We start from the raw sequence: 22,702 nt of genomic DNA, 5'->3' as shown, positions 1-22,702 counted from the left end.
AATCGTTCTTTCTGTTTACTAAACGCAACACCCGACCATGGCCCCTGCGACGTCGAGCCTCGACAAGCGCCTCACCGTCCAGCTGTTCAGGGATCGCCTGGAACAGGCCATGGAGCGCACCGGCACGACCCGGGCCGGGCTGGCGCGCCGGATCGGCGTCGACCGCTCCACCCTGTCGCAGATCCTGTCGCCGGAAAGCGTCCGGCTGCCGCGGGCCGACACCGTCGCCGCCATGGCCGGGGCGCTGCAGGTCAGCCTGGACTGGCTGCTCGGGCTGACCGAAGGCAACCAGCTCGGTGCCGACATCCTGGAGCGGGCGCCGGAGATCTCGCCGCGGCGCCGGGCGCCGGAGGACGAGAACCTGCGCCGCTGGTACGCCGAGGCCGCCGGCTACAAGATCCGCCTGGTACCGACCAATCTGCCGGACCCCCTGAAGATCGCCGAGGTCGTCGCCTACGAGTACCGCGAGACCCCGGGGCTGAGCGCCGAGCAGGCCATGCGGCGCTCGCTCGACCGCCTCGACTACGCCCGCCAGCCCGAGACCGACATCGAGATATGCACCTCGATCCAGATGCTGCGCGGTTTCGCCCTGGGCCAGGGAGTCTGGGAGGACCTGCCGGCGGAGGTGCGGATCCGCCAGCTGGTCCACATCGCCGACCTGATCGACGAGCTGTATCCGAGCGTCCGGTGGTATCTCTACGACGGCCGGAACGAGTACGCGGTGCCGGTGACGGTGTTCGGCCCGAAGCGGGCGGCCCTGTATGTCGGCAACATGTACCTGGTGTTCACCACGACCGAGCATATCCGGGTGCTGACCCGCCGGTTCGACGACCTGATCCGGCGGGCCGTCGTCCAGGCCCACGAGATCCCCGGCTTCGTGCGCCGGCTGGTCGCCGAACTGCAGGAGACCGGTGGATGAGTGCCGTCGCCGCCCTCGCCATGTACGACCTCCCGGAACTGCGGGCCGCGACCGATTCCTGGTGGCATGCGATCGCCCGGGCCCTGCGGGCCGAAGGTCTCGCCGACGTGCCGCCGGCCCTCGACCGGGCCCGCCCGGTGCAGACGATCTGGCGCGACCCGGCGCTGCTGCTGACCCAGACCTGCGGCTACCCGCTGATGCACGAGTTCGCCGACGTGCTGTCCGCGGTGGCCGTGCCGAGCTACGCCGCCGAGGGCTGTGCCGCCGGCCGCTACCGCAGCGCCTTCGTGGTCCGCGACGACGATCCCGCGGTCGGTCTCGCCGACCTGCGCGGCCGCCGCGCGGCGGCCAACGGCCCGGACTCGCAGTCCGGCTGCAACGTCCTGCGCGCCGCCGTCGCGCCGCTCGCCGGGGCCGGCCGGTTCTTCGGCGCGGTCGTCTGGTCCGGCGCCCACCGGGCCAGCGCAGCGGCCGTGCGGACCGGCGCCGCCGACATCGCGGCGATCGACGCCGTCACCTTCGCGCTGCTGCGCCGCTACGCCCCCGCCGAGGTCGACGGGCTGCGGGTGCTGGACTGGAGCGCCGAGGCCCCCGCCCTGCCCTACGCCACCCGCCGCGACGCCGATGCCGAGACCCGGGCCCGGATCACCGCCGCCCTGTTGAACGCCGCCGAGCACCCGGACGCCGCCGCGGCGCGAGCCGGACTGCTGCTGACGGCCGTGGCGCCGATCGACGACGGCGCCTATGCCGCGATTCCCGCGATGCGACGGACCGCCGAGCGGCTCGGATATCCAGAGCTCGCCTGAGCTTTCCACCACTGGTTTCACCGCCCTGCCGACGGCGCCATACTGCCGGCCCGCAAGCAGAGGACCGAACCATGCACAAGAGCCGCCTGGGTGCCGTGGTGATCGACTGCCGCACCGATGACCTCGACGACGCCACCGCGTTCTGGACCGGGGCTCTCGGCTACGACGTGGCCCCCGACCAATCGGACGACAGATACGTCTCCCTGGTCGGGCCCGGCGGCGAGGTGAAGATCATCCTCCAGAAGGTCGAGCACGACAGCCGTGTCCATCTCGACATCGAGACCGACGATATCGAGGCCGAGGTCGAGCGGCTGGTCGGCCTGGGTGCTGCGATCGTCGCCCGGATCAAGGGATGGGTCGTGCTGGAGGCCCCCAGCGGTCATCGGTTCTGCGTGGTCAAGCCGCAGCGCTCGGACTTCGCCGCGAACGCCACCCCGCACGCCTGAACCCGGCCGTGCTGCTGATCTTCGACGTCGACGGCACCTTGGTCGACAGCCGCGCCATGATCCTGGAGTGCGCCCGCCGCACCTTCGCCGACGGGTGGTTTCCCCATCCCGGCGACGCGGCGTTCCTGGCGACCATCGGCCTGCTGCCGGACCGCATGATGGAGCGGTTGTTCCCGGACCGCCCGGAGCCGGAGCGCTTGGCGCTGGCCGCGCGCTACGTCGAGGCGGTGAAATCGGCCCGGCGCGAGCGGCCGGACATCGAGACGCCGTACCCCGGCATCGACGGCCTGCTGGCGGCGGTCGACCGGGCCGGCTTCGCCCTCGGCATCGCCACCGGCAAGCGCCGCCCGGGCGTCGACCACATGCTGGACACCAACGGCTGGCACGGGTTGTTCCGCTCGCTGCAGACCGCCGAGAGCGGCCCGGGCAAGCCGGATCCGACGCTGATCCGCAACGCCATGGCCGAGACCGGTCACGCCCCCGAGGCGACCGTGATGATCGGCGACTCGGTGTTCGACATGCAGATGGCGCGGGCGGCGGGCGTCACCGCGATCGGCGTCGGCTGGGGGTACAACGCCCTCGACGCGCTGTCTTCGGCCGGCGCCCACCATATCGTGGCCGGCGTGCCGGCCCTGCGGGACCTTCTGCTGGGTCTGGACCGCAACGCCTGAAGCCGGACGCGGCGACGCATGCGGTGTTGACGCCGGTCGAACCGCCGCGCCAACTGGATGTCATGAAGATCGAGCGGATCGACGTCACCCGGCACCGCCTGCATCTCGACCCGCCGTTCCGGGCCAGCTGGGACACCCGGCCCCGAACCGTGTTCGAGGCGGCGGTGATGCGGGTGATCACCGACGACGGGCTGGTCGGCATCGGCTCCGGCGACCTGATGCTGGGCTTCGAGCAGCACGAGCACCTGTTCCTCGGCCGGGACCCGCTCGACCTGGACCGCCACTGGCGGGTCCTCGACAACCTGGCGTTCCACTACAGCCGCTACTGGCCGCTCGACCTGGCGCTCTGGGACCTCGCCGGCAAGATCCTGGGCCAGCCGGTCTGGCGGCTGGTCGGCGGCCGCTCCGACCGCACGGCGCTGTACGCCTCGTCGGGCACCCTGCGCGACCCGTCGGCGATGGCCGACGCCGCCTATGCGTTCCTCGACGCCGGCTTCCCGGCGATGAAGATCCGCTTCCACCGCGGCGACTGGCGCGAGGACATCGCCGCGCTGGAGGCGGTGCGCGACGCGGTCGGCGACCGGCTGGTCCTGATGGTCGACTGCAACCAGGGTTGGCGCATGCCCTGGGACGTCGAGCCGCCCTGGACCCTGAAGGACGCCGTCGCGGTCGGCCGTGAGCTCGAGGAGCTCGACGTGTTCTGGATGGAGGAGCCGCTGCACCGCGCCGACTACGCCGGCATGGCGGCCCTGCGCGACATGCTCGACGTCCGCATCGCCGGCGGCGAGATGAACCGCGAGACCTTCGAGTTCCGCACCCTGATCGAGCGGCGCTGCCTGGACGTGCTGCAGCCGGACGCCGCCCTGACCGGCGGGATCGGCGGGCTGAAGCGGGTCGCCGAGGCGGCCGTCGACGCCGGGCTGACGTTCACCCCGCACACCTGGTCGAACGGGCTCGGCTTCGTCGCCAACGCCCATCTGGCGGTCGGCGCCGGCAACCCGCCCTTTCTCGAATTCCCCTACGACCCGCCGGAATGGACGCCGGAACGCCGCGACTTCATGCTGACCGAGCCGATCCAGGTCCCCGAAGGCGGCGAGCTGATCCTGTCCGATGAGCCCGGTCTCGGCGTCGCCCTCGACGAGGACCGGCTGGCGGCGACCCGGATCGGCTGACAAGCTGGGTCATGGGTCCCGGCTCTCCGCTTTGCTGCGGCCAGGATGAGGGGGATATGGATGCGCCCCGCTTCCTCATCCCGGCCGAAGCGGCGAAGCCGCGATGAGCCGGGACCCATGCGCGAGTTGCCCCGTCCTACACCGGCCCCGCCCGGCCGGCCGCCAGGTCGGCGATCCGGCCGGCGTGGAACGGCGCGTACCCCGGCGATTCATGGACCCGCGCGCCCTTCATCAGTTCGGCATAGGCCGGCAGCGCATGGAACGGGATCGCCGGGTTGGCGTGGTGCTCGGCATGGTTCGGCATGTTCCACGCGATCCAGCGCACCGGCGCCAGCGACACCGTCGAGCGGGTGTTGGCCCAGTAGTCCCTCACCGTCGGGCAGCCCCAGTGCTCGCTCAGCAGATACAGCCGCAGGAACGGCTGGCCGAGCAGCACCGGGACCACCCAGAGCCTTAGCGCAAGGTCGCTGCCGAGGGCGACGGATCCGGCCGCCAGGACCCCGTACAGCGCGAGATAGGCCCGGGCCTCCGCGATCGACCGGCGACGCAGCCGGTCGTCCAGGAAGGCGTCCGGCGCGATTCCGCGCGCCCGGCGCAGCAGGCCGCGGACGGTGCGGAACCAGTACTCGATTCCCGAGACGATCCAGGCATAGCCGACCAGTGTCGTCGGCTTCGGGGTCGCCAGTTCCGGGTCGCGTTCCGGGTCCTGGGTGAACCGGTGGTGGGCGAAGTGGAAGGCCGCGAACCAGCGCGGCGGCAGGACCAGGACGAATCCCGCCACATCCCCCACGACGCGGTTCAGCCACCCGGTACGGAACGCCGTGCGGTGCACCGTCTCGTGCAGCGGGGCGAACAGGAAGACCAGCACGATGCCATGGGCAACCGCCGGCAGCAGCCACCACGCCCCGGGGGCCGCCAGGACCGCCGCCCCGGTCATTGCCGCCAGGCCGAGATGCGTCAGAATCCGCCGGACTCCGGGGCCGTCGCGCCGTTCCGACAGGGCTTTCAGACGGGCCGCATCCGGCCGGGGACGATGTTGCAATTCGGTCACAGCAAGCTCGCTATCGATCATGCCAGAAAATTTTTTGCGCCTGCTCACTAATTTTCCGCTTGCGTTACGCAGCGCGGGAGACCAGATTTTGCAGTGCAGCACGACTGCCCAACGTGCTGCTTCACTTCTTGGGCGTTTCCTCCCTTAACTCGGGCCGCCGTCAGGCGGCCCTTTTTTCTTGCCCGGCCATCGGAGCGGCGGATCTTTGCGCCCGGCCGGCCGCCGATGCTACCCGGACGGGTGGGGTCTTGCCTACGCGGCTCGATGGTCCGGTCGGCTGCCAAGCCGGTCAGGCCCCGCGGCGCGGCGGGAACTGCCGGTGCCGCGCGGCAGGCCTTGCCGGGGCGGCCGAACCGGAGCCCCGGCAAATCCTGCCCCCGCCCTGCGTCGACCGTCTCAACCAACTGAAAAAATACACTTTTCATTCGACGACACCCTGGCCCGGCGCTTGCGACGCCTCCCGCGAACGAACACCAATCGCGGGAGCGACCGAATGTCCGACTACGATCCGCGCGCCATCGAGGGCGCCAGCACCGACTGGCCGGCAGTGATCGACGGGCCGGCGCCCGGGGTGCCGATCCGCACGCCGGCCGAGCTGTGCGGCCGCGCCGCCGGACCGGTCGAGATCGCGGCGGCCAACGAGAACGCCCCGCTGGCCGACGACGACGGCGACTCCGGCTCGCAGCTGTTCGACCAGCTGCCGCGGGTGATCCGCGAGGCGGTCGACGAGTGGGCCACCAAGCTGATGGCCCAGCCCTGGCGGTTCCGGCGCGAGGTGATGACCCATTTTGCCAAGGTGTTCGCCGACCAGTTCGAGGCCAACATCCCGGACATGACCGAGGAGGCCTATGAGGGCCTGCGCGAGATCGGCTTCACCTGCCTGCTCGAGCGCCTCGACGACGGCAAGCCGGTCGCCGACCTGCACCAGGCCCGGATCTACCTCGACAGCGTTCACGACCATCACAAGCTCGCGGCCAGGGTCTTCCTCGGCCGCACGGGGCCGCGTCAGCTGGCACTTAACTGACCGGTTTCGCCTACCGCCTCCTCGCAGGCGGCGACTACTCCAGAGCCCTCACTTCGGCCGTCCCCCTCGGGACGGCCGCTTTCTTTGCGGTGGCCTGCCCGTGCTGGCTTGCTCGGTGCGGAACGGACGTGGCGCGTCGCCTTTCCGCCCCCCCCCCGAGATCACGCCCGCGCACGCAGGTTCAGCGGCGGGCGCGGCCTGGCCATCCTCCGGACACAGGTCCCGGCTCTCCGCGGCTATGCCGCTACGGCCGGGATGAGGGGAGCAAGGGAGACCGCCCAAGCCCCCTCATCCCGGACCGGGGTGCCGGAGGCACGGCGGAGCAACTGTCATGTTCAGGCGTTGCTGCCGGGCGCCCGCCAGTTCGGCGCCCCCGGCGGTCGCGGGTACGCCGAGCAGCACCGGCGCGAGCCGACGGCAGCCCGTCGCACCGCATGCCTCCCGGTCCGCGGACAAAAAAGGGGCCGCCCGGAAGCGGCCCTCGAGTTCGGGGGGAATGAAAAGGTCCGGCGCGATACTCAGCGGCGAACCATGCCGGAGACACCGACGTCCCCGGCCTCGATCGCGGCCTTGAGCATGTCGAGGCCGCGGGCGAGCTCTTCGTAGGTCTCGCGATAACGGGTCAGCTCGCGGACCTCGGTGTCCTGGACGGTTCCCTTGGTCGGGTTGCCGAGATCGAGCAGCTTGGCGAGGTATCGGCCCTTGATCCGGGCGGCCAGCTTGGCGACCCCCTCGATCTCGGCGGGGTTCACGTCCATCACGGTGTCGGCGACGACGCGCCGGGACTCCTCGGCCGCGAACCGTTCCAGCTCGCGGATGTACTGGGCGGCGTTGACCCGGCCGCGTTGCGGCATGCCCTCGTGCAGCCAAGCGGCCTTGCCGCGGGCCTTCGGGGCGGCGGAACGCGGCGCAGGCTTCCCGGACAGGACCGCGCGGGCCTGGGCCGGCCGGGCATCGCCGGAGCGGGCGGCTGCGGCATGGGCCGCCGGGCGGTCGAAGTCGGCAAGCTCGTCCATGTCGCGGACCGGCCGAAGCTGGCTCTGCACCCGCGGCGCGGCGCGATCCGCCGCCGCGTTGACGTTGGCCGGGGTGCGGTTCGGGGACGCCACGCTGCGCGCCGGGCGGGCCGGACGGGCCGCCGGCAGCTTGGCCGGCGCCGGCGCCTCGCCCCCGGTCTCCTGGAACGGATCCCAGTTCCCGAGGGTGTCGATGGCGGCCTGGCCCTTCTTCAACGCTGCAGCAAGCGACATGTGCGTCTCCCTGGTCTCGGCGGCCCGGCAGAGGATTCCGCCGCACCTGATCTCGATACGACCGAAGCAAGGGGCATGCCATTCACCGGGACAACGCTCGACCGTCGCCCCCGGTTCCCGGGTCTGCTAGGGTCCGCGCGGGCCGCGTTCGCCGGCCCGGAGAACCGACGGGGCGCGCAGGGAGGACGGGATGGTCGCGGTCATCGAGGGGCTGCTGTCCAAGGATCAGGTACAGACCATCGCCAAGCGGCTGTTCGGCGCCCAGTTCGTCGACGGCAGCATGAGCGGCGGCCCGCTCGGCGAGAGCATCAAGAAGAACACCCAGGTGTCGCCGCAGAGCCCGGAGTACCGGGAGCTGTCGCAGCTGGTCCTGGGCGTGCTGCGCCAGAACGACCAGGTGGCGATCACCGCCCTGCCGCGGCGCATCCTGTCGCCGATCTTTGCGTCCTACGTCGAAGGCAACCGCTACGGCGAGCACGTCGACGCCGCCCTGATGGGGCCGTATCCGGGAATGCGTACCGACCTGTCGATCACCATCTTCCTGAACGATCCCGGCGCCTACGAGGGCGGCGAGCTGGTGATGCAGACCCCGTTCGGCGAGCAGGTCTACAAGCGCCCGTCCGGCGACGCGGTGCTGTACCCGACCCACTACGTGCACCGGGTCAACCCGGTGACCCGCGGCCGGCGGCTGGCGATCGTGACCTGGATGGAGAGCATGGTCCGCGACCCGGCCAAGCGCGAGATCATCGGCGACCTGGCGGAGGTGATGGACCGGCTGGTCCGCGACAACGCCGACGGCGAGAGCATCCGGCGGGTCGAGAAGGCGCGCCTGAACCTGCTGCGGATGTGGGCCGAGACCTGACCGGCCGCGGCTTGACCCGGCCCCGGCCGCGCGCGAGCATTCCCATGGAACGACGAACCGGACCTGTGCCGGCAGGGAGCGAGGCAGACCGATGGTCGCAGGCCGCACATCCGCCCTGCTGAAGCGGCTGACCCGGCCGGCCCCGCCCTTGCCGGCCGACTTCCCCAATTTCTCCTACGCCACCCCCGAGCACCGGCTGCTCAAGCGGCTGGCGATCCAGGTGGTCGAGCGGCTGACCGGCCAGCCGAGGCTGAAGCGGCTGTACCTGGAGCACCGGCTGAACCCGATCCCCGACGAGGACTTCTGGACCGCCGCGATCCGCAAGCTCGAGCTCAACCTGGTGTACGACCGGGCGCGCTGGCGGGCGGTGCCGAAGGACGGCCCGCTGGTGATCGTCGCCAACCACCCGTTCGGGGTACTGGACGGCATCATCATCAGCTACCTGACCTCGCAGATCCGACCGCGCTTCAAGGTGCTGACCAACTCGGTGCTGTTCCGGGCGCCGGAGGTCCAGCCGTTCCTGCTGCCGATCGACTTCGCCGAGACCCGCGCAGCGCTCGCCACCAACATCGAGTCGCGGCGCCAGGCCCTGCAGGAGCTGTCGGAAGGCGGTGCCGTGGTGGTGTTCCCCGGCGGCACCGTGTCGACGGCGACGCCGCCGTTCGGCCGCGCCTACGACCCGGACTGGAAGCCGTTCACGTCGAAGCTGATCGTGCAGGCCCGGGCCAGCGTGGTGCCGGTGTTCTTCGAGGGCCAGAACAGCCGGTTGTTCCAGATCGCCAGCAACCTCAGCCAGACGGCCCGCGAGTCGCTGCTGTTCAAGGAGATCGCCCGGCGCATCGGCAGCGACGTTCCGATCCGGATCGGCGACGTCCTGCCCTACGCGACCCTGGAGCGCTACCGCGACCGCAAGGAGCTGATCGAGTACCTGCGCCGGGTCACCTACGAGCTCGGCGGCCAGGATCCCTCGAAGCGGATGCGGGTGCGGTAGCGGTCACGCGCTGCGCGGCCAGTCCGGGTGGTGGCTGTCGATCACGTAGGCATGGCTGTGCCGCAGCCCGCCGCCGGCCGGCACGGCGCCGCGCACGTGCGGGTGATCGGCCGGCAGGTCGGCATGCACGTGCTCGAGAGTCTCCGGGTCCCGGCTCGGCCAGAGCATGACGGCCAGCAGCACGGCGCCGCCGGCGACCGCCGCCAGCACGGCGAAGGTCAGCGGGATGCCGATCCCGGTCCCGAGCCAGCCGGCGGCCGGGTAGGTCAGCAGCCAGCAGGCATGCGACAGCGCGAACTGCGCGGCGAACAGCGCCGGCCGGTCCTCCGGATGCGACGACCGCCGCAGCAGCCGGCCCGACGGGGTCTGGGTGACCGAATAGGCCAGCCCCAGCAGCAGCCAGAACCCGACGATCGCCGGGAAGCCCGAGCCGAACGCTGCCGCCGCCGCCAGCCCCGCCGTCAGCATCGCACCGCCGCCGAGCATCGCGGCCCGGTCGGCAACCGTCTCCAGCAGACGCGGCAGCACCAGGGCGGCGATCATCGAGCCGCCGCCGAAGGCCGCCAGCGCCAGCGCGGTCGCCTGCTGGTCCAGCCCGAGACCGCCCTGCACGATCACCACGGTGTTGACGATCACCATCGACCCGCCGGCCGAGACCGCCAGGCTGAGTGCCAGCAGACCGCGCAGCCGCGGCGTGGCCAGGTAGATGCGCAGGCCCCGGGTGGTGCGGTCGTAGATGCCGCGCGGTGCCACCGGCGCCGGACTCGGCAGCGCCACCGACACGACCAGCGCCGCCGACGCCAGGAAGCCGAGGACGGTCCCGGCGAACAGGTCGTGGAAGCCGACGACCGTGAGCAGCGCCGCCGCCAGCATCGGGCTGACCAGGCTCTCCATGTCGTAGGCCAGCCGGGACAGCGACAGCGCGCGGGTGTAGTCGGCCTCGTCCGGCAGCACGTCCGGGATGGTCGCCTGGAAGGTCGGGGTGAAGGCGGCGGAGGCAGCCTGCAGCGCGAAGATCAGGACGTAGACCTGCCAGACCTCGGTCACGAACGGCAGCGAGACGGCGACGGCCGCGCGTACCAGATCGAGGGCGACCAGCATCCCCCGCCGCGGCCAGCGCTCGGCGAACGCCGCAGCGATCGGGGCGACGCCGACATAGGCGATCATCTTGATGGCCAGCGCCGTCCCCAGCACCAGACCGGCGTCCGCGCCGGCCAGGTCGTAGGCCAGCAGGCCGAGCGCCACCGTGGCCAGTCCGGTGCCGACCAGGGCGACGACCTGGGCCAGAAACAGGTGGCGGTAGGTCCGGTTACCGAGAACCCGCAGCATGGCGCCGGTCCGCGCGGTTCAGCCGGGATAGCCCAGCAGCCGCGCCGCTTCGGCCGGCAGCCGGCCGCGGCGGCCGAGCGCGTCGACCTTCATCAGCATCATCATGCTGAACGCGTCGCGGATCTTGCCGTCGAGCACCATGTCCAGGGCCTCGGCGAACGGCAGCCGGCGGATCTCCAGCATCTCGCCGTCGTCGGGGTCGGTGTCGCCGGGGCTGAGATCCCAGGCCAGGAACCCGAAGCCGATCTCGTCGGTCACCGCGTTCGAGAAGTCGGTCTGCAGGAACTCGTGCCAGCTGGCGGCGCTCAGCCCGGTCTCCTCGCGCAGCTCGCGCCTGGCCGATTCCAGCGGCGGCAGGGCCGGGTCGCCGCCGCCCTCCGGCAGCTCCCAGGAGTAGTAGTCGCGCGGGAACCGGTGCTGGCCGACCAGCCAGGTACAGCCGTCGGCATCGACCGGCACCACTCCGACGGCGATGCCCTTCATGCTGCACACCCCGTAGATGCCGGGATTGCCGCTCGGCCGCAGCACGTCGTGCTCGATCACGCTGATCCACGGATTGTCGTAGACCCGCCGGCTGCTCCGCACGGTCCACGGCCCGCGCCGCTGCTCGTCCGCCATGAAGAACTCCGATATGGTGCGGCGGGACCCTACCCCGCGGCGACCGCTGCCGGAAGATGGTGAGACGGCGATGACCATGGATGCTGGCGCCACCGCGTTCTGGATCGAGCGGCCCGGGCACGCGGCCCTGCGGACCGAGGACCTGCCGCCGCGCGGCCCCGACGACGTCCTGGTCGAGACCCTGTACAGCGGGGTCAGCCGCGGCACCGAGACCCTGGTGTTCACCGGCCGGGTCCCGGTCAGCCAGCACGACGTCATGCGCTGCCCGTTCCAGGCCGGCGGGTTCCCCGGCCCGGTCAAGTACGGCTACTGCTCGGTCGGGCGCGTCGTCGAAGGGCCTGCCGGCCTGGTCGGCCGCGCCGGGTTCTGTCTGCACCCGCACCAGGACCGCTACGTGGTGCCGGCCGCCTCCTTCACCCCGCTGCCCGACGCCCTGCCGCCGGCGCGCGCGGTGCTGGCCGCCAACATGGAGACGGCGCTGAACGGGGTCTGGGACGCCGCGATCCGGCCGGGCGACCGGGTCTGCGTGATCGGCCTCGGCGTCGTCGGCCTGCTGGCCGCCCGGCTGGCGGCGCGGATCCCGCAGGCCGAGGTGCTGGCGGTCGACCTCGATCCGGCCAAGCGGACGCCGGCCGAGGCGCTCGGGCTGCGCTTCGCCGAAGCGCCACCGGACGGGGCCGAGTTCGACGTGATCCTGCATGCCAGCGGCCACCCGGACGGGCTGGTCACCGCCCTCGGGGTCGCCGGCTTCGAGGCCACCATCGTGGAGCTGAGCTGGTACGGATCGACCCCGGTGACATTGCCGCTCGGCGAGGCGTTCCACTCCAGGCGGCTGACCATCCGGTCGAGCCAGGTCGGCGCGGTGGCGACCGCCCAGCGCAGCCGCTGGAGCTACGCCCGGCGGATGGCCAAGGCGCTGGACCTGCTGTGCGATCCGGCACTCGACGCGCTGATCGACGGCGAGAGCCGGTTCGCCGACCTGCCGGCGACCATGGCGGCCCTTGCCGAGGGACGGCTGGCGGCCCTATGTCATCGCGTCCGCTACCCAGCCGCCGAAGGATAGGCCGTCGATGTTCAGCGTCACCGTCCGCGACCACGTGATGATCGCCCACTCGTTCCGCGGCGAGCTGTTCGGCCCGGCCCAGGGGCTGCACGGCGCCACCTACGTGGTCGACGTCACCTTCCGGGCCCGCGAGCTCGACCCGAACGGCGTGGTGATCGACATCGCCGCCGCCCACCAGGCGCTCAAGGACACGCTCGGACCCTGGGCCTACCGGAACCTGGACGAGCTGCCGGAGTTCGCCGGCGTCAACACCACCACCGAGTTCCTGGCCAAGGCGGTGTTCGACAAGCTGGCCGCCAGGGCACGCGCCGGCGCGCTCGGCCGGCCGGGCGGCGAGCTCGACTCCATCGAGGTGGTCCTGAACGAATCCCACGTCGCCTCGGCCGGCTTCAGCGGCCCGGTCTGAGGCGCCATGCGCGACGCCCCGGTCTGGTTCCTGGTTCCGGGCGACCCGGACACGCCGACCGGCGGCTTCGTCTACGACCGCTACGCGGTGCAGGGGCTGGCCGGCGCCGGCCGGCTCGGTGGCGTGCTGCGGGTCGACGGGCGGTTCCCCGCCACCGACGCCGACACCCTCGCCCGGTCCGCCGAAGCCGTGGCCGGCGTGCCGGACGGCGCGATCCTGGTGGTCGACGGCCTGGCCTTCGCCCCGCTGGTCGAAAGCCTGCGGCCGCACGCCGGTCGGCTGACCCTGGTCGCCCTGGTGCATCACCCGCTGGGCGACGAGACCGGGATCACCGACGCCGAGCGGGCCCGCTGGCTGCGCGACGAGGTCGCCGCCCTGCGACCGGTCCGGCGCATCGTCACCACCAGCCGGACCACCGCCCGGCGGCTCGCCGAGCTGGGACTCGACCCGGGCCGGATCCGGGCGGTCCCGCCGGGCGTCGACGGCCCGATCGACCTGTCGTTCCGCAGGCCGCCGGCCGCCGACGCACCGCTGCGGCTGCTGACCGTCGCCACCCTGATCCCGCGTAAGGGCCAGGACCTGCTGGTCGACGCCCTGGCCCGGCTGCAGGACCGGCCCTGGACCGCCGACCTGGTGGGCGACGCCCGCCACCCGGCGTTCGCCCGAGCGGTCGCCGGGCGCATCGGCGAACTCGGCCTCGGCGACCGGATCGCCCTGCGCGGCGCGGTCCGCCACGACGACCTGGACCGCTACTGGCGCGCGGCCGACCTGTTCGTGCTGCCGAGCCGGCACGAGGGCTGGGGCATCGCCTATGTCGAGGCGGTGCGCTGGGGGTTGCCGGTGATCGGCACTTCGGCCGGCGCCATTCCCGAGGCTGTGCCGGCCGGGGCCGGCGTCCTGGTGCCGCCGGACGACCTCGAAGCCCTGACCGCGGCGCTCGCCCGGCTGCTGGACGACCGTGCCGCGTTCGCCCGGCTGGCCGTCGGCGCCGTCGCGGCCGCCGCCGGCCTGCGTCGCTGGATCGACACCGAGCGCGAGTTCGTCGCCGCCGTGACCGAGGGACCGCCGTGACGGAGGAATCGTGAGCTTCTCGGAAACCTGGCTGGCGCTGCGCGCCGGCTACGACACCGCCGCCCGGTCCCCTGTGCTGGAGCGCGAGCTGGCCCGCTGGGCCGCGGCCCGCACCGCAGCGGCCGGCCGGGCACTATCGGTGGTCGACCTCGGTGCCGGAACCGGCAACAACCAGCGGCATCTGGCGCCGCGACTGCCGGTCGAGCAGTCCTGGACCCTGGTCGATGCCGACCCGGCCCTGCTGGAGGCGGCCCGTCGGGCCGACCCGTCCGTTGCGGTCCGCGGGGTCGACCTCGCCGCCGACCTCGAGGCGGCGATCCCGGAGACCACCGACCTGGTCACCGCCTCGGCGCTGATCGACCTGGTCTCGGCCGGGTGGCTGGAGCGCCTGCTGGCGCGGGTCGACGCCGTCGGCGCCGCCCTGCTGGTAGTGCTCACCTACGACGGCCGGACCGCCTGGCAGCCGCCGGATCCGGTCGACGGGCGCGTCGTCGAACTGGTGAACCGGCACCAGCGTACCGACAAGGGCTTCGGGCCGGCGCTCGGCCCGGATGCCGGACCGGCGTTGGCCCGGCTCGCCGGCGCCCGCGTCTCCCAGGCGACCAGCGACTGGGTCATCGCCCCGAACGACGCGCCGATGCGGTCGGCCCTGGTCGAGGGCTGGACGGCGGCCGCCATCGAGATGTCGCCGGGCGAGGCGACCGAGATCGACGCCTGGCGCAGCCGCTCGCTCGGCCGGCAGGCCAGGCTGACCGTCGGCCACCTCGACCAGCTGGTCATGCCGGGAGCTTAGCGGCCGACGCCGTCAGGTCGAACAGCGTGTCGTCGCCGAGCGGATAGCGGCGGGCGTCGAACCGCAGGGCGCCGGCCATGGTCGCCACCTCCGGCAGGACGATGCCCGGCCGCCCGGACCCGAGCAGGGTCGGCGCCACCAGCAGGTGCAGCCGGTCGATGCAGCCGTCGCCCAGGAACCGCGAGACCGTCGCGGCCCCGCCCTCGACCAGCACGACCTCCAGGCCACGCGCCGCCAGCGCAAGCAGGATCGCCCGCGGCGACGCGCCTCCCGCCGGCAGATCCAGGGTCTCGGTGCCGTCCCGGGCCGGGCCGCACACCAGGGTCGGCGCCAGTCCGTCGGTGAGTAGCTTGCGGCCGGCCGGGACCCGCCCCGACGGGTCGATCAGGACCCGGACCGGGTTCGGCCCGTCGACCCGGCGGGTGGTCAGCGAGGGATCGTCGTCGACCGCGGTGCCGGCCCCGATCACCACCGCGTCCGCCAGCGCCCGCAGCCGGTGCAGGTGGTCGAGCGCCTCCGGCCCGTTCACGTAGCGCGAATGACCGGTGACGGTGGCGATCCGGCCGTCCAGGGTCTGGCCGAGTTGGGCGACCGCCGTCGGTCCGGCTCCGGCCCGCGCCACGAGATCGAGCAGGGCCGGCCCGGCGGGCGGCAGATCGGCACGGCCGCGCAGGCCGGCCAGGAGCGCCGCAAGATCGTCCGCGGACACGTCGCCACGCCGCACGCGCCGCGCCGTCGCCATGGCGTCGCGGACCGCCGGCCAGGCGTCGCTCATCCGCCGAACCCTTCGAAGGCGTGGAGTTCGCCGATCAGCACCGCCAGGCGCCCGGCGACCCGGTCGAGCAGGTGCCGGCCGATCGCCTCGGTGGCGGCCGCGGCGTTGCCGGTGGCCCCGGACGGGTTGAGGTCCTCGGCCATCCAGCCGAGCCCGGCCGTACCCTCGACCCGCAGTTCCCGATAACGGTCGGCGACGGACTCGGCGGCCGACACGAAGTCGTCCAGGCGATCCCGCCGCACCAGTTCCGGTCGCAGCGCCAGCATCAGCGCAGTCTCGACCTGGCCGCCGTGCCAGCCGAACCGGCGCTCGCGCCCGTCGATCGCGGGATCGCCGCCGATCAGGTCGAAGTAGGTGACCCGGGCGACCGTCATCCCGTGCTCGGCGCGCAGCCGCATGGCCACCACGTCGACCATGGCGGCCTGGCCGCCATGGCCGTTCACCAGCATCAGGCGACGGATCCCGGCGCGCGCCACCGCGGCGCCGATGGCCGTCCACTGCGCCATCACGGTCCCGGGATCCAGGGTGAGGGTGCCGGCAAAGCCGGCGTGCTCCGGGCTGAGACCGACCCGCTGGGTCGGCAGGCGAAGCGCGAGGCAGGAGTCCGGGAGCCGGTCCAGGGCGGCATCGAGGACGCCGTCGACCAGGATCGCATCGGTGCCGAGCGGCAGGTGGGGGCCGTGCTGCTCGACCGCCCCGACCGGCAGCACGGCGACCGCGTCGCGGAAGCCCGGGGCCGCGAGGTCGGTGGTCGTCAGGTGTTCCCAGTGATGCCAGGCCATGCGCGACAGAACGCCGGGGACGGGACGGCGTCAAGCCCGCCCCGCCCCCGGACGCATCAGATGTCCGGCCGCATCAGTTGTCGGGCCGCGACGGCACGGCGTGGCTGAGCGTCATGGTCGGGCCGAGCGCGGCGCCCGGCGCGATCACCGGCGTCGGCACCGGCGCCATCACCTCGGCGACCTCGGCGGTCGGCTCGAACTCCTCCGGAACGGCGCACAGGCCGACCCGCCGGAAGAACCGGCCGAGGCCGGCGCTGGAGGTCAGCACCGCGAACGGCACCGCCAGCACCCACGCGACCAGCAGCGGCGTCGCCCACGGCAGGGCCCCCGGCGCCCAGGCCCAGAGCGCGGCACCGAACAGCACCCCGCACACCGTCTGCAGCCACAGCCCGCGCAGCGCCCGGCTCCAGGCGACGGTCTCGAGGTCGCGGGCCTGGACGTTCCAGGCGACCTTCTTGCCGAACATCAGCCCGATCACGAACACGGTCTGGGCGACCGCCACGATCGGCGCCAGCAGCGCGCCGAACACCATCTCGACGACGGTGCCGACGAGCGTCCGGACGCCGCCGCCGTAGCGCCGCCGCTTCTGCGACGACAGCATGATGTCCAGCACCCCGAAGATCTTCGGCGCGAAGATGATCGCCATCATGGTCCCGAACAGCGCCAGCCCTTCGCCCGACGCCGCCCGCTCCCACACCGCCGGCATGAACGCGAACTCGGTGTTCGGGAACAGGGCGGTCGCCACGGTCCGCATCAGCCCGGCGAACAGGAAGCCCATCCACATGACCGGCGACAGGTACATCAGGATGGCCAGCGCCAGCTGCAGGCGGCCGAGCGGCCGCCAGACCTTCCAGTTGATCAGCCGCACGTACTGGATGTTGCCCTGGCACCAGCGCAGGTCGCGCTTGATGAAGTCCGGCAGGGTCGGCGGGTTCTCCTCGTAGGAGCCGCACTCGATCGGCAGCACCCGCACGTCGTAGCCGGCGGCCCGCATCAGCGCCGCCTCGACCTGGTCGTGGCTCAGGATCTCGCCGCCCAGCGGCGCCTTGCCCGGCAGCCGCGGCAGGTGGCAGTGCCGGATGAACGGCGCCAGCCGGATGATCGCGTTGTGCCCCCAGTACGGGCCGCTGTCGCCCTGCCACCAGGCGCTGCCGGTGGTGTAGGAGCGCATGCCGTGGCGCATGCCGAACTGGAACATCCGCGCGAACGGGCTGGTGGCCGGCAGGCCGACGACCAGGGTCTGCAGGATACCGAGCCGCGGGTTGTGCTCCATCAGCCGGACCAGCCGGGTGACCGCCTCGCCCGACATCAGGCTGTCGGCGTCCAGCACCAGCATGTGGTCGAACTTGTGGCCCCAGCGGTCGCAGAAGGATTCCAGGTTGCCGACCTTCTGCCGCACGTTGTCGAGCCGGCGACGGTAGTGCAGCCGCTCCGGGTGCGCCGAGGTCATGCGCCAGTTCTCGAACCGCCGCTCCTCCTCCTCGTAGACCTCCTGCACCCGGGTGTCCGACAGCAGGAAGAACTCGAAGGCGTGGGCCTGACCGGTCCGCTCGAGCGAGGCCTCGATCGTGTGGAGGTGCTTGAACACGCGCGCCGGATCCTCGTTGTAGACCGGCATGACGATCGCCGTGCGCGACGTGATCGGCGAGCTCGTGTCGTCCAGCCCGTCCAGCGGCACGACCGAGCGCAGCCAGCCGCGCTTCAGGTAGATCAGGGCCACGCCGATCACGGCGTTCCACAGCCCGATCACCACCCATGGGAGAGTCCCGCCGTACAGCGCCAGCACCATCACGTCGAACACGTCGACCCCGTCGGCGCCGACGAGGCGGGTCATCCACCCGAACAGCGCCAGACAGGTGAGCGAAACCAGGGTGAAGAAAACCATGCGGCGGCGCGCCATGATGCGCGCCTGATCCACTGTGGCGCCATCGCTGGCCGGCGCCGACAGATCGATACTGGACATGCTGTCGTCCCCTCACGGCAAAACGGCCCGGAAATCGGGCTACCCGACCGTGCGGGACTATGTGGGCTGGAAACGGGCGAATCCAGATGCGCGAAAGCCGCATGACAGACTCGTGAGTCGATATGATCCAAAGCGCTTGACCGGAAGCCCGGAAGACCCATCGGCTCCCTCACATTCCCGTCAGAAGGCTTGATCCTTGTTGATTGGCCCGGACGCCCCCCGATCTCTTAGGTTGTCCAGCACGATCGACGTACTGACGAGGCATAGACCATGACGACGAGCGGCCCCGGCACGGGCGGCCCTCGGGTCCGCGATCCGCGGCTCGACTTCTTCCGCGGTCTCGCGATGCTCATCATCTTCATCGCGCACGTGCCGAACAATCCGTGGAACGAATACATCCCGGCCCGGTTCGGCTGGTCGGACGCCACCGAGATGTTCGTGTTCTGCTCGGGCTTCGCGGCCGCGATCGCGTTCGGCGGCACCTTCGTCAAGGCCGGCTACGGCTACGGCACGGCGCGCATCGGCTACCGGGTGTGGCAGATCTACGCCGCGCACGTCGCGATGTTCTTCTTCATCGCCGCCGTCGTCGCCGCCGGCAGCGCCTGGCTGGACGGCGACTACCTCAAGCAGTTGAACCTCACCTGGTTCATGGAGAACCCCGCGCAGGGTCTTCTGGGGCTGTTCACCCTGACCTATGTGCCGAACTACTTCGACATCCTGCCGATGTACATCGGCGCCCTGGTGCTGGTGCCGGTGGTGATGGCGCTGTCGCGGCTGCATGCCTGGGCCGGGCTGACTTTCTGCGCCGCCCTGTACGCCGCCAACTGGCTGTACGGCTGGGGCCTCCCGGCCGAGCCGTTCTCCGACCGCGAGTGGTTCTTCAACCCGCTCGGCTGGCAGCTGCTGTTCTTCACCGGCTTCGGCATCTCGATGGGCTGGATCCGGACCCCGCCGATCTCGCGCCCGCTGCTGTGGCTGGCCGGCGGCTTCGTCGTGCTGTCGATCCCGGCCGCCCATTGGGGCACCGCCCAGCATTTCGGGTTCCTGCAGCAGCTTCGCGAGGACATCTGGATCTGGCAGGAGAAGACCGACTTCGGCGTTCTGCGCTACCTGCACTTCCTGGCGCTCGCCTATCTCGCGGTGGCGCTGGCGAAGGGCCGCGAGCACCACCTGCTCGAGCGCTGGGCCCGGCCGATCCTGACCGTCGGCCGCAACTCCCTGCCGATCTTCCTGCTGTCGATGGGCCTGGCGCGGGTCGCCGGCATGGCGCTCGACGAGTTCGGTCGCTCGGCCGCGTCGCTCGCCCTGGTTCACGGAGCCGGAATCGCGATCCTGATCGGGTTCGCCTACTGGTGCACCCTGCTGAAGCGCCAGCCCTGGCGCCGGCTCGAGGCCGAGCACTCGTCCCGGTCGGCGGCGGCCGCCAATGCGAGCGCCCCGCATCCGGTCGTCACCTACCGGCCGGGCGTCGCCCCCGCCGAATGAGCCTCGCCGGAGCCCTCACCCGTACCGCCGTCGTCGCCCTGGCCCTGGCCGGGGCGACCGACGTTCGCGGGGCGGGCGCCGGAACCCTGGAGACCCGGTCGTTCGCAAGCCCGGCCCTCGGCGCCGACATCCCGGCGGTCGTCTACCGGCCGGACCGCGCCGACGGACCGCTCGGCGTGCTCTACCTGCTGCACGGCTACGGCGGCGGCGAGCGGGACTGGGGCAATGCCGGCGTCGTCGAGACGGCGGACGCGGTGTTCGCGGAGCCCGACGCGGTGCCGCTGCTGATCGTGATGCCGGGCGTCGGCAACTCCTGGTATGTGGACTCGGCGCGCTACGGCAACTGGGGCCGGGCGGTCGGCGAGGATCTGGTGGCCGCGGTCGACGCCGCCTACCCGACCGACGGGCGGCGCGCCCGCCGGTTCGTCGCCGGGCTGTCGATGGGCGGGTACGGCGCCCTGCACCTGGCGACCCATCGTCCGGACCGGTTCCGCGCGGCCGCGGCGCTCAGCCCGGCGATCTTCGAGGACGTCAGGTCGGCCGGCCAGTTTCCCGACTTCCAGATCGAGTTCTTCGCCGGGGCCTTCGGCAGTCCGCTCGACCCGGCGGCGTTCAACGCCCGCAACGTGTTCGCGCCGCTGGTGTCGCTGGGGCGGCGAAGCGGCGGGACGCCGACCGATTTCTACCTGATGACCGGCGACCACGACTCCTTCGGCCTGTGGCACGGCACGTTGCAGTTCTTCAAGGCCGCGCGCCGGGCCGGTCATGGCGCCGAGTTGCGGGTCCGGGACGGCGACCACGAGTGGCGCCTGTGGCGCGAGGAGCTCGCCCCGGTCCTGCGGTGGATCGGCGCGGTGATCCGCGCCGACCGTTCCGCGGCTCAGTGAGCCACCGGCTGCAGCAGCTCGATCTCGTCCGCATCCGCCAGCGACCAGTCGTCGCCGTAGGCGTCGATCAGTTCGTCCAGATCCGAGGACAGGATGGCCGAAGCGGTAAGCTCGTCGGCCGCGGGCCCGTAGTCGTCGGAGAACTTCGGCAGGTGTCGCATCGTTCCCTCCCGGGTGATGTCATGTCCTGCAAGCAACGAAGCAAACAGCGTGCCATTGCCGACTACCGGACGATCCGCCAGCTGCCGTCCGGCCGCCGGCAGGCGGTGCCGTAGGCCTCCTGGGTGCGGCCGCCGACCGAGGCGCGCGTGGTGTACTCGCGGCAGTAGGTGCCGGCGTTCTCGTAGGTCCGGGTCGGGACCATGGCGTACCGGGTCCCCCGGTCCGGATTGTCCCAGACCACCGGCCGGCCGGTGTCGGCGGTCTCGAGCGCCTGCTGCGCGCACGCCGCATCGGCGGCGTCGAGCGATCCGCCGATCTCGGTCCCGATCAGGACACCCAGCAACGCGCCGCCGGCGGTGGCGGCGAGCTTACCGGTTCCCTTGCCGAACTGCGAGCCGGCGACCGCGCCACCGGCGCCGCCCAGGATCTGGGCCAGCAGGGTCTTGTTGCCGTCGAGCAGCGACCGGTCGCAGCGGTAGGATGCGCCGCGGGTGACGATCACCGGCCGGCCGTAGTCGTCCGCCCGGTCGTAGTGGTGATAGACGTGGACCTCGCGGTGGCGGTCATGGCCATGATGCTTGGCCCGCCAGCCATGGGCCGGCGCCCAGGGCGGCGGTTCGGCAAACGCCGGCCCGGCCGGGGCTGCCGCGATCATCAGCGCTGCGGCAACGGCAAGACCGAAATTGAGGGAGCGCATGGTCGACCTCCGTTGGGTTGGCGATCGGACAACGCCGACCGATTTCCCCGGTTCCCGTCCCAAGCAAACGGCCGCAGCCGCGATTTCCGTCGCGCGGGGCGCGGCGACACGGCATCGTCGCCTGGCAGTTCCGGAGGTCCCATGCGCAGCAATACCGTCATCCACATCGTCGGCTGTCACGCCGAGGGCGAGGTCGGCGACGTCATCGTCGGCGGCGTGGCACCGCCGCCCGGGGCGACCCTGTGGGAACAGTCGCGCCACATCGCGCGCGACGGGGCGCTGCGGAACCTGGTGCTGAACGAGCCGCGCGGCGGCGTGTTCCGGCACGTCAACCTGCTGGTCCCGCCCAAGGACCCGCGCGCAGCCATGGGTTTCATCATCATGGAACCGGCCGACACCCCGCCGATGTCCGGGTCGAACAGCCTGTGCGTCGCCACCGTCCTGCTGGAGACCGGGATCGTGCCGATGACCGAGCCGGTCACCCGGCTGGTCCTGGAGGCGCCGGGCGGGCTGGTGGAGGCGACCGCCACCTGCCGCGCCGGCAAGGTCGAGCGGGTGCGGATCCGCAACATCCCGTCCTTCGCCGACCGGCTCGACGCGGTCCTGGAGGTCGAGGGGATCGGCACGCTGACCGTCGACACCGCGTTCGGCGGCGACAGCTTCGTGATCGTTCCCGCGGGCGACCTCGGCTTCGCGCTGACGCCCGACGAGGCGCGCGACATCGCGGTCGTCGGCACCCGGATCACGGCGGCCGCGACCGAGCAGCTGCCGTTCGCCCATCCCGACCTGCCGGAGTGGACCCACTACTCGTTCTGCCAGGTCGCCGGGCCGGTCGAGCCGCAGGGCGACGGCTTCACCGCCAGGAACGCGGTGGTGATCCGGCCCGGCAAGATCGACCGGTCGCCGACCGGCACCGGCTGCTCGGCCCGCATGGCCGTGCTGCACGCCCGCGGCCGGCTCGCCGTCGGCCAGCCCTTCGCGGCGACCTCGATCATCGACTCGCGCTTCGACGGCCGCATCGAGGCGGTCGAGCAGCGGGCCGGCAAGACCTGGGTGACGCCCTCGATCGAGGGGCGCGCCTGGATCACCGGCACCCGCCAGCTGATGGTCGACCCGGACGATCCGTGGCCACAGGGCTACCGGTTGAGCGACACCTGGCCGACTGGTTGATTTTCGCCGCCGGTCTTAGGATTTCGTTCACCCGACTCGGGGACAATGAGGTTAACAACCCGCCCCCCCCGAGACACGCCATGACCGCGCCGGAAACGCTCGACAGAATCACTCTCGATCTGATCCGCGACACCTACATGGAAGCGGCCGAGGAGACGCTGCAGCGCGGCGGCTCCAAGCTGACCGCCCACAAGGAGGGCACCGTGGCGGCCGCCATGTACGTTGCCGCCGCCATCGGCATCGAGGACGAGGACGCCAAGCGCCTGGTCGTCCAGGTGGTGCGCAGCGACGCCGAGATGGCGCTGTAGA

The 22,702-nt window shown here is 72.0% G+C and carries 25 protein-coding genes; 16 read left to right on the top strand and 9 right to left on the bottom strand.

Annotated features, from left to right (window positions below; genetic code table 11):
- Positions 1–37 precede the first annotated feature (37 nt).
- The 5 genes from IE246_RS13025 (at position 38) to IE246_RS13005 (ending at position 4,014) form a co-directional block, all read left to right on the top strand.
- Positions 38–919, top strand: coding sequence for a helix-turn-helix domain-containing protein (locus tag IE246_RS13025; RefSeq protein ID WP_189990209.1), 882 nt, complete (start codon positions 38–40; stop codon positions 917–919).
- Positions 916–1,725, top strand: coding sequence for a phosphate/phosphite/phosphonate ABC transporter substrate-binding protein (locus IE246_RS13020; protein WP_189990207.1), 810 nt, complete (start codon positions 916–918; stop codon positions 1,723–1,725). Before IE246_RS13025 ends, IE246_RS13020 begins: the two co-directional genes overlap by 4 nt.
- A 71-nt stretch (positions 1,726–1,796) precedes the next feature.
- A complete protein-coding gene (locus tag IE246_RS13015) occupies positions 1,797–2,171 on the top strand; it encodes a VOC family protein (RefSeq protein WP_189990205.1) in 375 nt (124 codons plus the stop codon).
- 8 nt (positions 2,172–2,179) lie between these two features.
- Entirely contained in the window at positions 2,180–2,842 is a 663-nt protein-coding gene (locus IE246_RS13010; protein WP_189990203.1) for an HAD-IA family hydrolase, read from the top strand.
- A gap of 62 nt (positions 2,843–2,904) precedes the next feature.
- Positions 2,905–4,014 (top strand): mandelate racemase/muconate lactonizing enzyme family protein, encoded by a 1,110-nt coding sequence (locus IE246_RS13005; RefSeq protein ID WP_189990201.1) that lies wholly within the window; start codon positions 2,905–2,907, stop codon positions 4,012–4,014.
- Between the two features lie 136 nt (positions 4,015–4,150).
- Here IE246_RS13005 and IE246_RS13000 read toward each other — a convergent pair whose 3' ends face one another.
- A complete protein-coding gene (locus IE246_RS13000) occupies positions 4,151–5,065 on the bottom strand; it encodes a fatty acid desaturase (RefSeq protein WP_189990199.1) in 915 nt (304 codons plus the stop codon).
- Positions 5,066–5,558: 493 nt separating this feature from the next.
- Here IE246_RS13000 and IE246_RS12995 point away from each other — a divergent pair, with 493 nt between their 5' ends.
- Entirely contained in the window at positions 5,559–6,089 is a 531-nt protein-coding gene (locus tag IE246_RS12995; RefSeq protein ID WP_189990197.1) for a hypothetical protein, read from the top strand.
- 518 nt (positions 6,090–6,607) lie between these two features.
- Here IE246_RS12995 and IE246_RS12990 read toward each other — a convergent pair.
- On the bottom strand, positions 6,608–7,339 hold the full coding sequence (locus tag IE246_RS12990; protein ID WP_189990195.1) for a hypothetical protein: 732 nt from the start codon (positions 7,337–7,339) through the stop codon (positions 6,608–6,610).
- A gap of 190 nt (positions 7,340–7,529) precedes the next feature.
- Between IE246_RS12990 and IE246_RS12985 the strand changes: the two genes are divergently transcribed.
- Both IE246_RS12985 and IE246_RS12980 read left to right on the top strand, forming a co-directional pair.
- Positions 7,530–8,201: a Fe2+-dependent dioxygenase gene (locus tag IE246_RS12985; protein WP_189990193.1), complete on the top strand. Its 672-nt coding sequence runs from the start codon at positions 7,530–7,532 to the stop codon at positions 8,199–8,201.
- 91 nt (positions 8,202–8,292) lie between these two features.
- On the top strand, positions 8,293–9,192 hold the full coding sequence (locus tag IE246_RS12980; RefSeq protein WP_189990191.1) for a lysophospholipid acyltransferase family protein: 900 nt from the start codon (positions 8,293–8,295) through the stop codon (positions 9,190–9,192).
- A gap of 3 nt (positions 9,193–9,195) precedes the next feature.
- Here IE246_RS12980 and IE246_RS12975 read toward each other — a convergent pair whose 3' ends face one another.
- Both IE246_RS12975 and IE246_RS12970 read right to left on the bottom strand, forming a co-directional pair.
- A complete protein-coding gene (locus tag IE246_RS12975) occupies positions 9,196–10,521 on the bottom strand; it encodes an MFS transporter (RefSeq protein WP_189990189.1) in 1,326 nt (441 codons plus the stop codon).
- Positions 10,522–10,539: 18 nt separating this feature from the next.
- The gene (locus tag IE246_RS12970; RefSeq protein WP_189990186.1) at positions 10,540–11,139 is read right to left on the bottom strand and encodes an NUDIX domain-containing protein; all 600 of its coding nucleotides are present in this window, start codon (positions 11,137–11,139) and stop codon (positions 10,540–10,542) included.
- A gap of 70 nt (positions 11,140–11,209) precedes the next feature.
- On the opposite strand from IE246_RS12970, the gene IE246_RS12965 reads away from it, so the two are divergent.
- Genes IE246_RS12965 through IE246_RS12950 form a run of 4 tightly spaced genes read left to right on the top strand, consistent with a single transcriptional unit; the run spans position 11,210 to position 14,472 of the window.
- Complete coding sequence (locus IE246_RS12965) at positions 11,210–12,202, top strand: zinc-dependent alcohol dehydrogenase (protein WP_229837046.1); 993 nt, start codon at positions 11,210–11,212, stop codon at positions 12,200–12,202.
- Between the two features lie 7 nt (positions 12,203–12,209).
- A complete protein-coding gene (locus IE246_RS12960) occupies positions 12,210–12,608 on the top strand; it encodes a 6-pyruvoyl trahydropterin synthase family protein (RefSeq protein ID WP_189990184.1) in 399 nt (132 codons plus the stop codon).
- Between the two features lie 6 nt (positions 12,609–12,614).
- On the top strand, positions 12,615–13,679 hold the full coding sequence (locus tag IE246_RS12955) for a glycosyltransferase family 4 protein (protein ID WP_189990182.1): 1,065 nt from the start codon (positions 12,615–12,617) through the stop codon (positions 13,677–13,679).
- Between the two features lie 10 nt (positions 13,680–13,689).
- Entirely contained in the window at positions 13,690–14,472 is a 783-nt protein-coding gene (locus IE246_RS12950) for a class I SAM-dependent methyltransferase (protein ID WP_189990180.1), read from the top strand.
- Here IE246_RS12950 and IE246_RS12945 read toward each other — a convergent pair.
- The 3 genes from IE246_RS12945 to mdoH all read right to left on the bottom strand — a co-directional run bounded on the left by IE246_RS12945 (position 14,456) and on the right by mdoH (position 17,992).
- Positions 14,456–15,247, bottom strand: a complete 792-nt coding sequence (locus tag IE246_RS12945; RefSeq protein WP_229837045.1) for a RibD family protein — start codon at positions 15,245–15,247, stop codon at positions 14,456–14,458. The genes IE246_RS12950 and IE246_RS12945 overlap by 17 nt on opposite strands.
- A complete protein-coding gene (locus IE246_RS12940) occupies positions 15,244–16,029 on the bottom strand; it encodes a creatininase family protein (RefSeq protein WP_189990179.1) in 786 nt (261 codons plus the stop codon). Before IE246_RS12940 ends, IE246_RS12945 begins: the two co-directional genes overlap by 4 nt.
- 73 nt (positions 16,030–16,102) lie before the next feature.
- A complete protein-coding gene (mdoH, locus tag IE246_RS12935) occupies positions 16,103–17,992 on the bottom strand; it encodes a glucans biosynthesis glucosyltransferase MdoH (protein WP_189990177.1) in 1,890 nt (629 codons plus the stop codon).
- Positions 17,993–18,262: 270 nt separating this feature from the next.
- Between mdoH and IE246_RS12930 the strand changes: the two genes are divergently transcribed.
- On the top strand, positions 18,263–19,477 hold the full coding sequence (locus tag IE246_RS12930) for an OpgC family protein (protein ID WP_189990175.1): 1,215 nt from the start codon (positions 18,263–18,265) through the stop codon (positions 19,475–19,477).
- The gene (locus IE246_RS12925) at positions 19,474–20,364 is read left to right on the top strand and encodes an alpha/beta hydrolase (RefSeq protein ID WP_189990173.1); all 891 of its coding nucleotides are present in this window, start codon (positions 19,474–19,476) and stop codon (positions 20,362–20,364) included. The genes IE246_RS12930 and IE246_RS12925 overlap by 4 nt, the downstream gene beginning before the upstream one ends.
- Here IE246_RS12925 and IE246_RS12920 read toward each other — a convergent pair.
- Both IE246_RS12920 and IE246_RS12915 read right to left on the bottom strand, forming a co-directional pair.
- Positions 20,358–20,525, bottom strand: coding sequence for a hypothetical protein (locus IE246_RS12920; RefSeq protein ID WP_189990171.1), 168 nt, complete (start codon positions 20,523–20,525; stop codon positions 20,358–20,360). The two genes, IE246_RS12925 and IE246_RS12920, sit on opposite strands and share 7 nt — an antisense overlap.
- Before the next feature lie 62 nt (positions 20,526–20,587).
- Positions 20,588–21,223, bottom strand: coding sequence for an RT0821/Lpp0805 family surface protein (locus IE246_RS12915; RefSeq protein WP_229837043.1), 636 nt, complete (start codon positions 21,221–21,223; stop codon positions 20,588–20,590).
- 141 nt (positions 21,224–21,364) lie between these two features.
- On the opposite strand from IE246_RS12915, the gene IE246_RS12910 reads away from it, so the two are divergent.
- Positions 21,365–22,393 (top strand): trans-3-hydroxy-L-proline dehydratase, encoded by a 1,029-nt coding sequence (locus tag IE246_RS12910; protein ID WP_189990170.1) that lies wholly within the window; start codon positions 21,365–21,367, stop codon positions 22,391–22,393.
- An 80-nt stretch (positions 22,394–22,473) separates the two neighbouring features.
- Entirely contained in the window at positions 22,474–22,701 is a 228-nt protein-coding gene (locus IE246_RS12905; protein ID WP_189990168.1) for a hypothetical protein, read from the top strand.
- Position 22,702 lies beyond the last annotated feature (1 nt).

The organism is Thalassobaculum fulvum (genome assembly GCF_014652915.1).
GTDB lineage: Bacteria > Pseudomonadota > Alphaproteobacteria > Thalassobaculales > Thalassobaculaceae > Thalassobaculum_A > Thalassobaculum_A fulvum.
This window is presented reverse-complemented; position numbering and strand designations above follow the sequence as displayed.